This window comes from Streptomyces sp. NPDC047042 (assembly GCF_040644035.1).
Lineage (GTDB): Bacteria > Actinomycetota > Actinomycetes > Streptomycetales > Streptomycetaceae > Streptomyces.
The window spans coordinates 96,380-110,129 of sequence record NZ_JBEYVP010000022.1; the positions used below are offsets into that span (position 1 = coordinate 96,380).

Genomic DNA, 13,750 nt, shown 5'->3' on the forward strand with positions numbered 1-13,750 from the left:
CCCTCACCCCCCAGATTCGAGCCCTCACCCCCCAGCCCCGAGCCGGCGGTCTGCCTCAGCCCGCTCTCAGTGCCAGCGTCATCGCCTCCACCGCCAGCAGGGGCGCCACATTGCGGTCGAGCGCGTCGCGGCACGCGGCGATCGCGTCGATGCGGCGGAGCGTGGACTCCGGTGAGCCGGCGCGGGCCAGGCGCTCGAGGGTGTCCTCGGCCTCCGTGTTGGCGATCGCCAGGCGGGAACCCAACTGGAGGGCGAGAACGTCACGGTAGAAGCCGGTGAGGTCGATCAGGGCCAGGTCGAGGGTGTCGCGCTGCGTACGCGTTCTCCGGCGCTTCTGACGGTCCTCCAGCTCCTTCATCACGCCCGCCGTGCCGCGCGGCATCCGCCCGCCCTGGGCCGCTCCGAGCGCCGCCTTCAGCTCGTCCGCCTCCTTGACGTCGACCTCTTCGGCGAGCTGCTTGGCGTCCTCCGCCGCCGAGTCGATCAGCTCCTGGGCCGCCTTCAGACAGCCGCCGACGTCCTGGACGCGGAGCGGCAGTCTGAGTACGGCGGCCCGCCGCTCCCGGGCACGCGCGTCCGTGGCCAGCCGACGGGCGCGGCCGATGTGGCCCTGGGTCGCCCGGGCCGCGTTGTGCGCGACGTCCGGCTCGATACCGTCCCGGCGGATGAGGATGTCGGCCACCGCCTCCACCGGCGGGGTGCGCAGGGTGAGGAGACGGCAGCGGGAGCGGATCGTGGGCAGTACGTCCTCGATGGACGGGGCGCACAGCATCCACACCGTGCGCGGCGCGGGCTCCTCGACAGCCTTGAGCAGCACGTTGCCGGCGCCCTCCGTCAGCCGGTCCGCGTCCTCGAGGACGATGACCTGCCAGCGTCCGACGGCCGGTGACAACTGGGCCCGCCGGACCAGTGAGCGGGTCTCCTTTACGCCGATGGAGAGCAGGTCCGTACGGACGATCTCCACGTCGGCGTGGGTGCCCGCCAGGCTTGTGTGGCAGCCGTCGCAGAACCCGCAGCCGGGGATTCCGCCGAGGGCACGGTCGGGGCTCACGCACTGGAGCGCGGCGGCGAAGGCGCGGGCCGCCGTGGACCGGCCGGAGCCGGGCGGGCCGGTGAAGAGCCAGGCGTGTGTCATCTTCGACGCGTCGGGCAGGGGCTCGTCCGCGGCGACGGCGGTGACCAGGGCGTCGGCGTCCCGCGCGGCGGCCTCCAGCTGCGCGCTCACCTTCTCCTGGCCCACCAGGTCGTCCCACACCGGCATGGGAGCACCACCCTTCCGTCACGCCATCGCGCGACACCGTCCCAGCACGCCGTTTCGTCACGGCTTGCCGCACGGAGTCCATTGTGCGGGGCCCCACTGACAACGACCCCACCTGCAACGAGCTCACCTGCAACGAGCCTCGCAGGCGAACGAACCCCGCTCTCAGCGGCGCCGCCCGCCTCGCCCGCGTCCCTCGTCCCGGTCGTCGTCCGCGTGCGGCCCGAGCAGTTCGTCGGCCAGCGTCGGCAAGTCGTCCAGCGGAGTCTCCTCCGCCCAGTCGGAGCGCGGGCGCCGACGCGGGGTGCCGTCGGCGTCGAGCTGGGGCAGCTCCCGCGTACGGTCCTCGCCGGTCCCGGACGGATCGTCCACCCGCTCGTCCCGGAAGAACCCCGGCGGCACGCGATCCGCCGGCGCGCTCTCCTGCCGACCCGCCCTGTCCTCACGTACGGGAGGCAGCACAGCCGTCTCGTCCGCCGCACCCGGCACCACGGGCGGCAGCACAGCCGTCTCGTCGGCGGCACCCGGAGGCACGGCCGGCAGCACAGCCGTCTCGTCCGCGGCACCCGGCACGACGGGCGGAAGAACAGCCGTCTCGTCGGCCGCCCCCGGAGGCACCGGCGGCTTCTGCAGCCTGGTCGTCACCTCCGCGTCGGGTCCACCGGACCGACCGCCACCCGCCACCGCACCGGAACCCACGGCCCCAGCCGCACGCGTGCCCGTGCCCGCACCGAAGCCACTACCCGCGTCAGCACCCGCACCCGTAGCCGTGCCCTCGGCGGCAGCCGGAGCAGCCGCAGAAGCCGCCGTAGCGGCAGTTGCCGCTGCAGCCTCCGCCGCTGCCGCCGAGGCCTTCGCGGCGGCCGCGGCCGCCGCCTCCGCGACCCGGCGCCGCTCGGCCTCCGCCCGGACCAGTGCCTCCTCGGCCTTGCGCTGCTTCTCCAGGCGGCGTTCCTCCGCCTCCGCGTGGAGGCGGGCCTCCTCCTCGGCCTGCTTGCGCCGGCGGTCCTCCTCGGCCTTGCGGCGGGCCTCGGCCTCGGCCCGGGCCTTCTCCTCGGCGAGCAGGCGCGCCCGCTCCTCCTCGGCACGGCGGCGCGCGTCCTCGGCCCGCTGCCGGGCCTCCTCGGCCTGGCGTTCGGCCTCGCGGCGCTGCGCCTCCTCCAGCTCGCGGCGCTTGCGCTCCTCCTCCTCGGCGCGCAGCCGGGCCAGCGTCTCCTGGCGCTCGCGCTCGATCCGCTCCTCCTCGGCCTTGCGCGCGGCCTCTTCCTCCGCCTTGCGCCTGGCCTCCTCCTCGGCCGCCTTGCGGGCCTCCTCCTGGGCCTTCACCTCGGCCTCGGACAGGGGCAGCATGAGGTCGAGCCGGTGGCGGACGACCGCCGTGACGGCCTCGGGCTCCTGGGCCGCGTCCACAACCAGGTAACGGCCCGGGTCGGAGGCGGCCAGGGTCAGGAAACCGGAGCGCACGCGCTCGTGGAACTCGGCCGGCTCCGACTCCAGCCGGTCCGGCGCCTCGGTGAACCGCTCGCGGGCGGCCTCCGGGGAGACGTCGAGCAGGACGGTCAGATGCGGGACGAGGCCGTCGGTCGCCCAGCGCGAGATACGGGCGATCTCCGTCGGGGAGAGGTCCCTGCCCGCGCCCTGATAGGCCACCGACGAGTCGATGTACCGGTCGGAGACGACGACCGCGCCCCGCTCGAGGGCGGGCCGTACGACCGTGTCGACGTGCTCCGCGCGGTCCGCCGCGTACAGCAGCGCCTCCGCGCGGTGCGAGAGTCCGGCGCTCGAGACGTCCAGCAGGATCGAGCGCAGCCGCTTGCCGACCGGGGTCGCCCCCGGCTCGCGTGTGACCACGACTTCGTGGCCCTTGGCCCTTATCCACTCGGCCAGGGCCTCCGCCTGGGTGGACTTGCCGGCGCCGTCGCCGCCCTCCAGGGCGATGAAGAAGCCGGTCGCGGCGGGTGCCTGCGCGGGGTCGTCGCCGCCGCGCACCGCGTCCCGCAGGTCGTGCCGCAGCGGTACGCCGGACCGGTCGTCGGCCTTGGCGAGGACCAGCGCGGCCACCGGCAGCAGCAGCGCGCCCACCAGCATCAGCGTGAACGCCGCGCCGCCGTGCGCGAACACGAACTTGCCGTTCTCCAGGCTGCGCGGCCCGATGAGGCCGGCCACCAGGGGCGCGATCAGCACGGCCAGCGCCACGGACACCCGTACGACCGCGTGCAGGTGCTCGGTCAGCCGGGCCCGCCGCTGGTCCTCGGTCTCCTGGTCGAGCAGTGTGTGCGCGGTGTTGGCGGCGACGCCCGCGCCGATGCCCGCGAGGGCGAAGACCAGCAGCACCGTCGTCACGTCCGGGACCAGCCCGGCGGCGAGCAGCGCGATGCCGGTGAATGCGACGGCCAGCGCGAGAAGCCGGCGCCGCGACAGCGGCACCAGCACCTTCGGCGCCGTACGGATGCCGACGACCGTGCCGCCGGTCAGGGCGAGGAACAGCAGCGCGAACAGCACCGGGCCGCCGCCGAGGTCCTGGGCGTGCCGTACGGCCACGGAGCCGGCCGCCGCGACCGCGCCGGAGATGGCCGCGCAGACCAGCACGAGCAGCGGGATCGCGCCCGTGCGGCCCTTGTCGGTGGCCGTGCCGTACTTGGGGCGGCGTAGGCCTTCGAGCGGTGACCGCGCGCGCGGGGTGCGTGCGTCGGGCAGTTCCAGGGCGGTGAGCACGGAGAGCGAGGCGGCGAACAGTCCGGCCGCGACGTACGACCCGAAGGCCGCCTGGTGCCGGGCGAACCAGTCGATCCCGGTGCCCAGCAGGTTGTTGACCAGCCCGGCGACGAGGAGCGCGGCGCCGGCGAGCGGCAGCGCGACGAAGGTCGTACGCAGGGACAGGCGTCGCAGGGCGTCCATGTGGTCCGGCAGCGGGCGGACCGTCGCCCCCTCCGGGGGAGGCGTGGGCAGCAGCGCGGGCGCCGCGCTCTCCCGGCACACCGTCCAGAAACGCTCGGCGACGCCCGCCACGAAGGCGGTGACCAGGAGGATGGCGAGGGCGTTGTCCGGCGTCCAGTCGATCCACAAGGGCGCGATGATCATGAGTACGGCGCGCAGTCCGTCGGCGCCGACCATGGTCCAGCGGCGGTCGAGCGGGCCCTCCTGCGCGGTGAGCGACGTGAGCGGACCGAGCAGTACGGCGCCGAAGAGCAGCGTGGCCAGTACGCGCGCGCCGAACACGGCGGTCACAGCGAGCGCCGCGCCCCGGTAGCCTCCGCCGAACGAACCCTCGGCGATGGCCGCCTGGAGGACCAGGACCACCAAGACCAGCAGCGCGAGCGCGTCACCGACACCGCCCACCAACTGCGCGCTCCACAGCCTCTTCAGCTGGGGCTGGCGCAGCAGGGCACGGACGGCGCGTTCGCGGGAGTCCGCGACCAGGGCGTCGTCGGGGGCCTGGTGGGTGGCCGTTGGCAGCTCGGCTGGCGTCATGCTTTCAGCCTATCGGCAGCCACCGACAGCCCGAAGTGGCCGTCCGGACGTGAGACCGCCCCGTCACCTGATGGGTGCGGGGCGGTCTTTTCGCGAAGCTCGCGCGAAGGCGAAGTGAAGATCACTTGCCTCCATGCGTTTGCCGGCTCAGTCCTCGGCCGTGGCCCTCGCGGCGGTCGCTTTCTTGGCCGGAGCCTTCTTCGCGGCCGTCTTCTTGGCCGCGGTCGTCTTCGCGGCTGTCGTCTTCGCGGCCGTCGTCTTCTTGGCGGCGGCGGTCTTCGTCGTGGTGGCCTTCTTGGCGGGGGCCTTCTTCGCCGGCGCCTTCTTCGCGGTCTTCTTGGCCGGCGCCTTGGCGCGCTTCTCGGCGAGCAGCTCGTAGCCGCGCTCCGGGGTGATCTCCTCGACGCTGTCGCCGGAGCGCAGGGTCGCGTTGCTCTCGCCGTCGGTGACGTACGGCCCGAAGCGGCCGTCCTTGACGACCACCGGCTTTCCGCTGACCGGGTCGGTGCCCAGTTCCTTCAGCGGCGGCTTGGCGGCGGCCCGGCCGCGCTGCTTGGGCTGGGAGTAGATCTCCAGCGCCTCTTCGAGGGTGATCGTGAAGAGCTGGTCCTCGGTCTGCAGGGACCGCGAGTCCGTGCCCTTCTTCAGGTACGGGCCGTAGCGGCCGTTCTGCGCGGTGATCTCCACACCCTCGGCGTCCGCGCCGACGACCCTGGGCAGGGACATCAGCTTGAGCGCGTCCGCCAGCGTCACCGTGTCCAGGGACATCGACTTGAACAGCGAGGCCGTACGCGGCTTCACGGCGTTCTTGCCGGTCTTCGGGGTGCCCTCGGGGAGCACCTCGGTGACGTACGGGCCGTAGCGGCCGTCCCTGGCGATGATCTGGTGGCCGGACTCGGGGTCGGCGCCCAGCTCGAAGTCGCCGCTCGGCTTGGCGAGCAGCTCCTCCGCCAGTTCGATCGACAGCTCGTCGGGCGCGAGGTCCTCCTGCACGTCCGCGCGCTGGTGGTTCTCGGAGTCCTTCTCGCCGCGCTCGATGTACGGGCCGTAGCGTCCCACGCGCAGCACGATGCCGTTGCCCACCGGGAACGACGACACCTCGCGCGCGTCGATCGCGCCCAGGTCGGTCACCAGTTCCTTGAGACCGCCGAGGTGGTCCCCGTCGCCGTTGCCCGCGTCGGCCGCGCCGCCGATGGCGGGAGCGCCGTCCGCGCCCTCGCCGAAGTAGAAGCGCTTCAGCCACGGCACGGACTGGGCCTCGCCGCGGGCGATGCGGTCGAGGTCGTCCTCCATGCGGGCGGTGAAGTCGTAGTCGACGAGCCGCCCGAAGTGCTTCTCCAGGAGGTTGACGACGGCGAAGGACAGGAAGGACGGCACGAGGGCCGTGCCCTTCTTGAAGACATAGCCGCGGTCGAGGATGGTCCCGATGATCGACGCGTACGTCGACGGGCGGCCGATCTCGCGCTCCTCGAGCTCCTTGACCAGGGACGCCTCGGTGTAGCGGGCCGGGGGCTTGGTGGCGTGCCCGTCGACCGTGATCTCCTCGGCGGACAGGGCGTCGCCCTCGTTCACCTGGGGCAGGCGCTTCTCGCGGTCGTCCAGCTCGGCGTTCGGATCGTCGGCGCCCTCGACGTACGCCTTCAGGAAGCCGTGGAAGGTGATCGTCTTGCCGGAGGCGCTGAACTCGGCGTCCCGGCCGTCGGCGGACGCGCCCGCGATCTTCACGGTGACCGAGTTGCCGACCGCGTCCTTCATCTGGGAGGCGACCGTGCGCTTCCAGATCAGCTCGTAGAGCCGGAACTGGTCGCCGGTCAGGCCCGTCTCCGCCGGGGTGCGGAAACGATCACCCGACGGGCGGATCGCCTCGTGCGCCTCCTGCGCGTTCTTGACCTTCCCGGCGTACGTCCGGGGGGCCGAGGGCAGGTAGTCGGCGCCGTACAGCTGGGTGACCTGGGCACGGGCGGCGGCGATCGCCGTGTCCGACAGGGTCGTGGAGTCCGTACGCATATAGGTGATGAAGCCGTTCTCGTACAGCTTCTGCGCCACCTGCATGGTCGCCTTCGCGCCGAAGCCGAGCTTGCGGCTGGCCTCCTGCTGGAGCGTCGTCGTACGGAACGGGGCGTACGGCGAGCGGCGGTACGGCTTCGACTCGACCGAGCGGACGGCGAAGCGGGTGTCCGCCAGGGCTGCGGCCAGGGCGCGGGCGTTCGCCTCGTCCAGGTGGAGGGTGTTCGCGCTCTTCAGTTGTCCCAGGGAGTCGAAGTCACGGCCCTGCGCGACTCGCCTGCCGTCGACGGCCGTGAGTCGGGCGACCAGCGACGACGGGTCCGACGGGTCACCGGCGCGGCCGGTCGCGAAGGTTCCCGTCAGGTCCCAGTACTCAGCAGAACGGAAAGCGATGCGCTCGCGTTCCCGCTCGACCACAAGTCGGGTCGCGACCGACTGGACACGGCCGGCCGACAGGCGCGGCATGACCTTCTTCCACAGGACCGGCGAGACCTCGTAGCCGTAGAGACGGTCGAGGATGCGGCGGGTCTCCTGGGCGTCGACCAGCTTCTGGTTCAGCTCGCGCGGGTTGGCGACGGCGGCCTGGATCGCGGCCTTGGTGATCTCGTGGAAGACCATCCGCTTGACCGGGACCTTGGGCTTCAGGACCTCCTGGAGGTGCCACGCGATGGCCTCGCCCTCGCGGTCCTCATCGGTGGCGAGGAAGAGTTCGTCGGACTCCTTCAGCAGGTCCTTGAGCTTCTTGACCTGGGCCCTCTTGTCCGCGTTGACCACGTAGATCGGCTGGAAGTCGTGTTCGACGTCCACCCCGAGGCGGCGCACCTCGCCGGTGTACTGCTCGGGCACCTCGGCGGCGCCGTTGGGGAGGTCGCGGATGTGCCCGACGCTCGCCTCGACGACGTATCCGGGGCCGAGATAGCCCTTGATCGTCTTCGCCTTGGCAGGCGACTCGACGATGACGAGTCGGCGGCCGCCCTGTGCGGTCTCGCTGGTCGGGGACAACTTCGCTCTTCTCTCCGGTCGACACTCGGGGTCTCCCCCGGCCTTGCTCCCGGGGTCGGGTCATGCTGACGCTGCGGAGTGTGACGGTACATCCCGCCCCCGTGTCAAACGGGAAAAGCCCGCAACGGCCACTCGAACGGTAACCCGACTACCGCCATTCCTGCCGCCCGGAGTATCGACCTGCCTCTCCGGACCCGATCGGAGGGCGAGCTACCGGTTACCGGCGCGGCCCGCGCGTGCGCGCCGTTCAGCTGTCTCTCGCGCACCTCACACGCGGGTGAGGCACCATGCGCCGACCCCGAGGGCGAGCAGCGCGGCGACGCTCGCGAGGACCGCCGATGCGACGGGGTTCACACCGTGGGCGACGGGTTCCCGGTGCCGCACCCGGGTCACGGTCCACATCAGCAGCCCGCTTCCGAACAGGGCGAACACCCCTCCCGCGAAGATCGCCGGTCCGCTCTCCATGCCCCCGCACGCCCTTTCGTCCCACCCGGGACTCCCCGGACCCGGGAGGCTGCCACGCCCGGGAAGCGTCCACGCGAACCCGAGGTGAACGGCGGGCGGACGGCGGCCACGGCGCCCCTCGATCACCCGCAGAGCGGCCCCGGAGGACGCGCGCGAAGGCGTCGGCCGACCACGGTCCGTCGCGGACGGCTCCCACTGATCTCACAACCTGTGGCACGCGCCCCGCCGCGAACCGGCCGCCGCAACTCGGCGTGAATATGCCGCCCGAACCTCGCCACCCCCACCCTCGGTACGCCGGAACAGACGCCGCGAGCGGCCGACCCGCACCGCCGCGCCACCCGCACGCTTCCCGACGCCTCGCGCGCCGCCCGCACGCCTCCCACTGCCGTACGGCGGCGGGGTACGCGACCTGCCGTACCCCCACCGGCCGCGGAGTCCCCTTCGGCGGTGGTCGTCCCGGCGTAGAGAACAGCCTCAAGGAGGCCGAACCGGCAGTCCAGCGCCGCACGGCACCGCGACGGCACCTCGCGGCGACTCCGCACCCCGGGGCGCGCTCACGCTTCCGACGGCTCCAGGAACCCCTGCTCCACCAGCAACCGGATCTGCGCGGGCGTCCGGTCCCGCAGCGACACCGGGTCCTCGCCGACCAGTTGGGCGATGGCGTCCAGAATCCGCCCGGCGCTCAGCGTGCCGTCGCACACGCCTGCGAAGCCCGCGCCGACCGTGTCCACCTTGGTGGCCCGGCGCATCCCGCGGTGCTGGCGCAGCACCACATGCTCCGGGTCCTCGGCGCCGGGCAGCCCGACCTGCTCCTGCACGACCTCGTCCGCCAGTCTGAAGTGCCCGGTGAGCAGGGCGGCGTCATCATGCGTGCGCAGGTAGTCCAGGCGTTCGAAGTGCGCCCGGATGACGTCCCCGAGCGGCTGTTCGACGGGATGCGGCCATTCCTCCACGGTGATCGACGGCTCGGCCGCCCCGGTCCTGCGCAGGGTGATCCAGCCGAACCCGACCGACTTCACCTTGCGCGCCTCGAACTCGTCCAGCCACGCGTCGTAGCGCGCCCGGTACTCCGCCGGGTCGGAGCGGTGGTCGCCGGCGTCGCGCAGCCACAGTTCGGCGTACTGCGTGACGTCCTGCACCTCGCGCTGCACGATCCAGGCATCGCACCCGCGCGGCACCCATGACCTCAGTCTGTCCTGCCAGTCCTCCCCCTCCACGTGCTGCCAGTTGGCGAGGAACTGTGCGAACCCGCCCTCGCGCAGCCGCTCCCCCGCCTCCTGAACGAGCGTGCGGCACAGATCGTCCCCGCCCATCCCGCCGTCCCGGTACGTGAGGCGCGCACCCGGCGAGATCACGAACGGCGGGTTGGAGACGATCAGGTCGTACGTCTCGTCCGCCCGGACCGGCTCGAACAGGGAACCCTCGCGCAGGTCGGCCGCGGGGACGCCGGACAGGGCGAGTGTCAGCGCGGTGATGTGCAGGGCGCGGGGGTTGAGGTCGGTCGCCGTCACGCGCGTGGCGTGCTGGGCGGCGTGCAGCGCCTGGATCCCGGAGCCGGTGCCGAGGTCGAGCGCGGAGGCGACCGGCGTACGGACGGTGATGCCGGCGAGGGTCGTGGAGGCGCCGCCCACCCCGAGGACGACGCCCTCGTCGTGGCTGCCGATGCCACCCGCCCCGCCGACCGCGCACCCGAGGTCGGACACGATGAACCAGTCCTCGCCGTCAGGGCCGCCGTAGGGCCGTACATCGACGGTGGCGGACAGCTCGCCCCCGTCCCCGGACACCAGCCAGCCGCTCGCCACGCAGTCGTCGACGGGCAGGACGCCCGCTACGCGCGCGTGGGGCACGGGCTGCTGCAGGAGGAACAGACGTACGAGCAGTTCGAGCGGCGTGTCGCCACGGGTCGCCCGGAGCGCGGGCACGGTCTCGCTGCGCGCCAGCGCGGCGTACGCGGGCGCGCCGAGCAGGTCGAGCAGCCCGTCGGCGGTGAAGTCGGCGGCCAGAAGGGCGTCCCGGAGGCGCGCGGCGACGTCGGGGCGGTCGGCGGAGGGCAGGGTGTGCTGGCTGGCGTTACTCACGCCCCCATTGTGTCCGCCCTGCCGCTTCCCCGCGCCCGCCTGTGGACAGACGGGCGCGGACATCCCGTAGGCCTGTGGAAAACCTTCGTCGAGGCGACGGGGTGTCCGGCCGTGAGGTCAGCTGGCCGTCGAGGCGGCCGAGGGGGAGGCGGATGTCGACTTGCAGCTCTCCTGCTTGGCCATCGCCTTGCCGACGTCGCCCTCCTCCAGGGCCTTGAGGGCGTCGTTCCCGCTCTGGCTGAGCTTGTCGAGCTGGGTGGCGACGCCCTTGAGGCCGTCGGCGAACTTCGCCTGGTTCTTGGTGTCGAGGCCGTCCACCTGGTTCTTCAGGCCGGCGTAGGAGGCCGCGATGTCGTTGAGTTCCTTGACGGCGTTGGTCTTCTTCGTCTCGCCGTCGTCGACGTTCGGCGCGCCTGCGGTGTTCACGGCCGCGCCGATCGCCTTGTAGGCGTCGGCCATGTCCTGGAAGGCCTGCGCGTCGGTCTTCTGGACGTCCGCCGGGGTGCTGTTGTCGGAGGTCTCCTTCTGGATCGCGGCGTTGGCGGCCTCGATCTTCTTCGCCTGCGGTTTCACCGCGTCGCACACCTGCTTGGCCCAGGCATCCAGCTTCTCGTTGCCGTCGTCGCTGCTGCATCCCGACAGCGCCAGTACCAGTACCGCACCGCCGGACAGTGCGACCGCGAGCTTCTTGTTCACCGGATTGGTCCCTTCCATGGCTCTCGGCCCCGGAACATACACGCCAACTGGGCGACACCGGCGTGACGGGAATCCGGTTCATATGCTATTGCAGCCATTTGCACCAAGAGAGAGAAGGCTCACGAAAATGGTGGGCCCCTCACGGCGAGCGGGCGGACGACGCGTCACCACGCGCCGCCCGCCCGCTCGTTGGCCTTTTCGTTGGCCTGTTCGCTCCGGTCCCGGCTACGAAACCACCGCGGGATCAGCCGACTTGGCCACCCGTTCCGCCTCCTCCGTGTCGTCGCCCCCGGCGACCCCGCGCCGTTTGGACACGTACACCGCGCCCACGATCACCGCGATCGCCAGGACGGCGATGAGGATGCGCAAACCGAGGTTCTTGTCGTCGCCGTAGCTGAACTTGACGATCGCGGGCGCGATGAGCAGCGCGACCAGGTTCATCACCTTCAGCAGCGGGTTGATGGCCGGACCCGCGGTGTCCTTGAACGGGTCGCCCACGGTGTCGCCGATGACGGTCGCCTCGTGGGCCTCGCTGCCCTTGCCGCCGTGGTGGCCGTCCTCCACCAGTTTCTTCGCGTTGTCCCACGCGCCACCGGAGTTGGCGAGGAACACCGCCATCAGCGTGCCGGCCCCGATCGCGCCCGCGAGGAACGCGCCGAGCGCGCCGACACCGAGCGTGAACCCGATGGCGATCGGCGCCAGGACGGCCAGCAGCCCGGGCGTGGCGAGTTCCCGGAGCGCGTCCTTGGTACAGATGTCTACGACGCGCCCGTACTCCGGTTTCTCGGTGTAGTTCATGATGCCGGGATGATCGCGGAACTGCCGCCGCACCTCGTAGACGACCGAACCCGCCGACCGGGAAACGGCGTTGATCGCCAGCCCGGAGAACAGGAAGACGACCGCCGCGCCGGCGATCAGACCGACCAGGTTGTTGGGCTGCGAGATGTCCATCACGAGGTTCATCGGCCCGCCCTCGCCGACCTTCTCGCCCACGTCGCGTGCGGCGGTCGTGATCGCGTCGCGGTACGACCCGAAGAGCGCCGAGGCGGCCAGGACGGCGGTGGCGATGGCGATGCCCTTGGTGATGGCCTTGGTGGTGTTGCCCACGGCGTCCAGGTCGGTGAGGACCTGCGCGCCCGCGCCCTCGACGTCGCCCGACATCTCGGCGATGCCCTGGGCGTTGTCGGAGACCGGCCCGAAGGTGTCCATCGCGACGATGACACCCACCGTGGTGAGCAGGCCGGTGCCGGCCAGTGCCACCGCGAACAGCGCCAGCATGATGGACGTACCGCCGAGGAGGAACGCCCCGTACACGCCGAGGCCGATCAACAGGGCGGTGTAGACGGCCGATTCGAGCCCGATGGAGATACCGGCGAGGACGACGGTGGCCGCGCCGGTCAGTGAGCTCTTGCCGATGTCCCGTACGGGCCGGCGGGTGGTCTCGGTGAAATAGCCGGTCAGTTGCTGGATCAGAGCCGCCAGCACGATCCCGATGGCCACCGCGAGGAGCGCGAGGATCCGCGGATCGCCGCCCTTGGCCGCGATCGCCGCGTCGGTGACCCCGTCCAGATCGGCGTACGACGACGGCAGGTAGACGAAGACGGCGATCGCGACGAGGACGAGCGAGATCACCGCGGAGATGAAGAAGCCGCGGTTGATCGCGCTCATGCCGCTGCGGTCGGAACGCCTCGGCGCCACCGCGAAGATGCCGATCATCGCCGTGAGTACCCCGATCGCGGGCACCAGGAGCGGGAAGGCGAGCCCCGCGTCGCCGAAGGCGGCCTTGCCGAGGATCAGCGCGGCGACCAGCGTCACGGCGTACGACTCGAAGAGGTCGGCCGCCATGCCCGCGCAGTCGCCCACGTTGTCGCCCACGTTGTCGGCGATGGTCGCGGCGTTGCGCGGATCGTCCTCCGGGATGCCCTGTTCGACCTTGCCGACCAGGTCGGCGCCGACGTCGGCGGCCTTGGTGAAAATGCCGCCGCCGACGCGCATGAACATGGCGATGAGGGCGGCGCCGAGGCCGAAGCCCTCGAGCACCTTCGGCGCGTCGGCCGCGTACACCAGGACCACGCAGGACGCGCCCAGCAGGCCGAGGCCCACCGTGAACATGCCGACGACGCCGCCCGTACGGAAAGCGATCTTCATCGCCTTGTGCGAGACGTCGGTGAGATCCTTTTCCGGCTCGCCTTCCGCCGGCGTCGCTTCCCGCGCCGCGGCCGCGACGCGCACATTGCTGCGCACGGCGAGCCACATGCCGATATAACCGGTGGCCGCCGAGAACGCCGCGCCGATCAAGAAGAACAGCGACCGTCCGGCGCGCTGATTCCAGTCGTCCGCGGGCAGCAGCATGAGCAGGAAGAAAACGATCACGGCGAATACGCCGAGTGTGCGCAACTGCCGTGCCAGATAGGCGTTCGCGCCTTCCTGGATGGCCTTCGCGATGTCCTTCATGCTGTCGGTGCCCTCGCCCGCCGCGAGCACCTGGCGCACCAGCACCCCGGCGACCACGAGCGCCGCCAGGGCGACGACGCCGATGACCATCACGATCATTCGGTTGTCGTCGGTCAGTACCGCGGCTGCGAAGGTTGTGGGTTGGTCGAACCGATGAGGGGTAGAAAGCCCCGCCATTCGTCCTCCTTGACGCTTGGGCTGAGCTCAAGATGTGGACGGGATTGTAGGTACCGCAAGCTGATCAAAACAGTACGCGGAAACGGAATAGATCGCCCCCTGCTATTCGGCAAATGATCGAAAGGAGATCGGCGGGTGATCC

Annotated in this window: 7 protein-coding genes; all 7 read right to left on the reverse strand. The window is 71.6% G+C overall.

Going from position 1 to position 13,750, the window contains the following annotated elements; all coding sequences use genetic code 11:
- Nucleotides 1–55: 55 nt before the first annotated feature.
- The 7 genes from ABZ855_RS25810 to ABZ855_RS25840 all read right to left on the reverse strand — a co-directional run bounded on the left by ABZ855_RS25810 (nt 56) and on the right by ABZ855_RS25840 (nt 13,608).
- Nucleotides 56–1,261, reverse strand: a complete 1,206-nt coding sequence (locus ABZ855_RS25810; RefSeq protein WP_360810606.1) for a DNA polymerase III subunit delta' — start codon at nt 1,259–1,261, stop codon at nt 56–58.
- 162 nt (nt 1,262–1,423) lie between these two features.
- Nucleotides 1,424–4,729: a dTMP kinase gene (gene tmk, locus ABZ855_RS25815; protein WP_360810608.1), complete on the reverse strand. Its 3,306-nt coding sequence runs from the start codon at nt 4,727–4,729 to the stop codon at nt 1,424–1,426.
- Between the two features lie 147 nt (nt 4,730–4,876).
- Nucleotides 4,877–7,738, reverse strand: a complete 2,862-nt coding sequence (gene topA, locus ABZ855_RS25820; protein WP_360810610.1) for a type I DNA topoisomerase — start codon at nt 7,736–7,738, stop codon at nt 4,877–4,879.
- A 267-nt stretch (nt 7,739–8,005) separates the two neighbouring features.
- On the reverse strand, nt 8,006–8,203 hold the full coding sequence (locus ABZ855_RS25825) for a hypothetical protein (RefSeq protein ID WP_360810612.1): 198 nt from the start codon (nt 8,201–8,203) through the stop codon (nt 8,006–8,008).
- Between the two features lie 554 nt (nt 8,204–8,757).
- On the reverse strand, nt 8,758–10,281 hold the full coding sequence (locus ABZ855_RS25830) for a class I SAM-dependent methyltransferase (protein WP_360810614.1): 1,524 nt from the start codon (nt 10,279–10,281) through the stop codon (nt 8,758–8,760).
- Between the two features lie 117 nt (nt 10,282–10,398).
- A complete protein-coding gene (locus tag ABZ855_RS25835; RefSeq protein ID WP_360810616.1) occupies nt 10,399–10,995 on the reverse strand; it encodes a small secreted protein in 597 nt (198 codons plus the stop codon).
- Nucleotides 10,996–11,202: 207 nt separating this feature from the next.
- Nucleotides 11,203–13,608, reverse strand: a complete 2,406-nt coding sequence (locus tag ABZ855_RS25840; protein ID WP_360810618.1) for a sodium-translocating pyrophosphatase — start codon at nt 13,606–13,608, stop codon at nt 11,203–11,205.
- Between the last annotated feature and the right edge of the window lie 142 nt (nt 13,609–13,750).

Excerpts from the sequence above, each read along its gene's own strand:
- ABZ855_RS25825 (WP_360810612.1), bottom strand. The coding sequence starts at position 8,203 with ATGGAGAGCGGACCGGCGATCTTCGCGGGAGGGGTGTTCGCCCTGTTC.
- ABZ855_RS25840 (WP_360810618.1), bottom strand. The coding sequence starts at position 13,608 with ATGGCGGGGCTTTCTACCCCTCATCGGTTCGACCAACCCACAACCTTC.
- ABZ855_RS25835 (WP_360810616.1), bottom strand. The coding sequence starts at position 10,995 with ATGGAAGGGACCAATCCGGTGAACAAGAAGCTCGCGGTCGCACTGTCC.
- tmk (WP_360810608.1), bottom strand. The coding sequence starts at position 4,729 with ATGACGCCAGCCGAGCTGCCAACGGCCACCCACCAGGCCCCCGACGAC.
- ABZ855_RS25810 (WP_360810606.1), bottom strand. The coding sequence starts at position 1,261 with ATGCCGGTGTGGGACGACCTGGTGGGCCAGGAGAAGGTGAGCGCGCAG.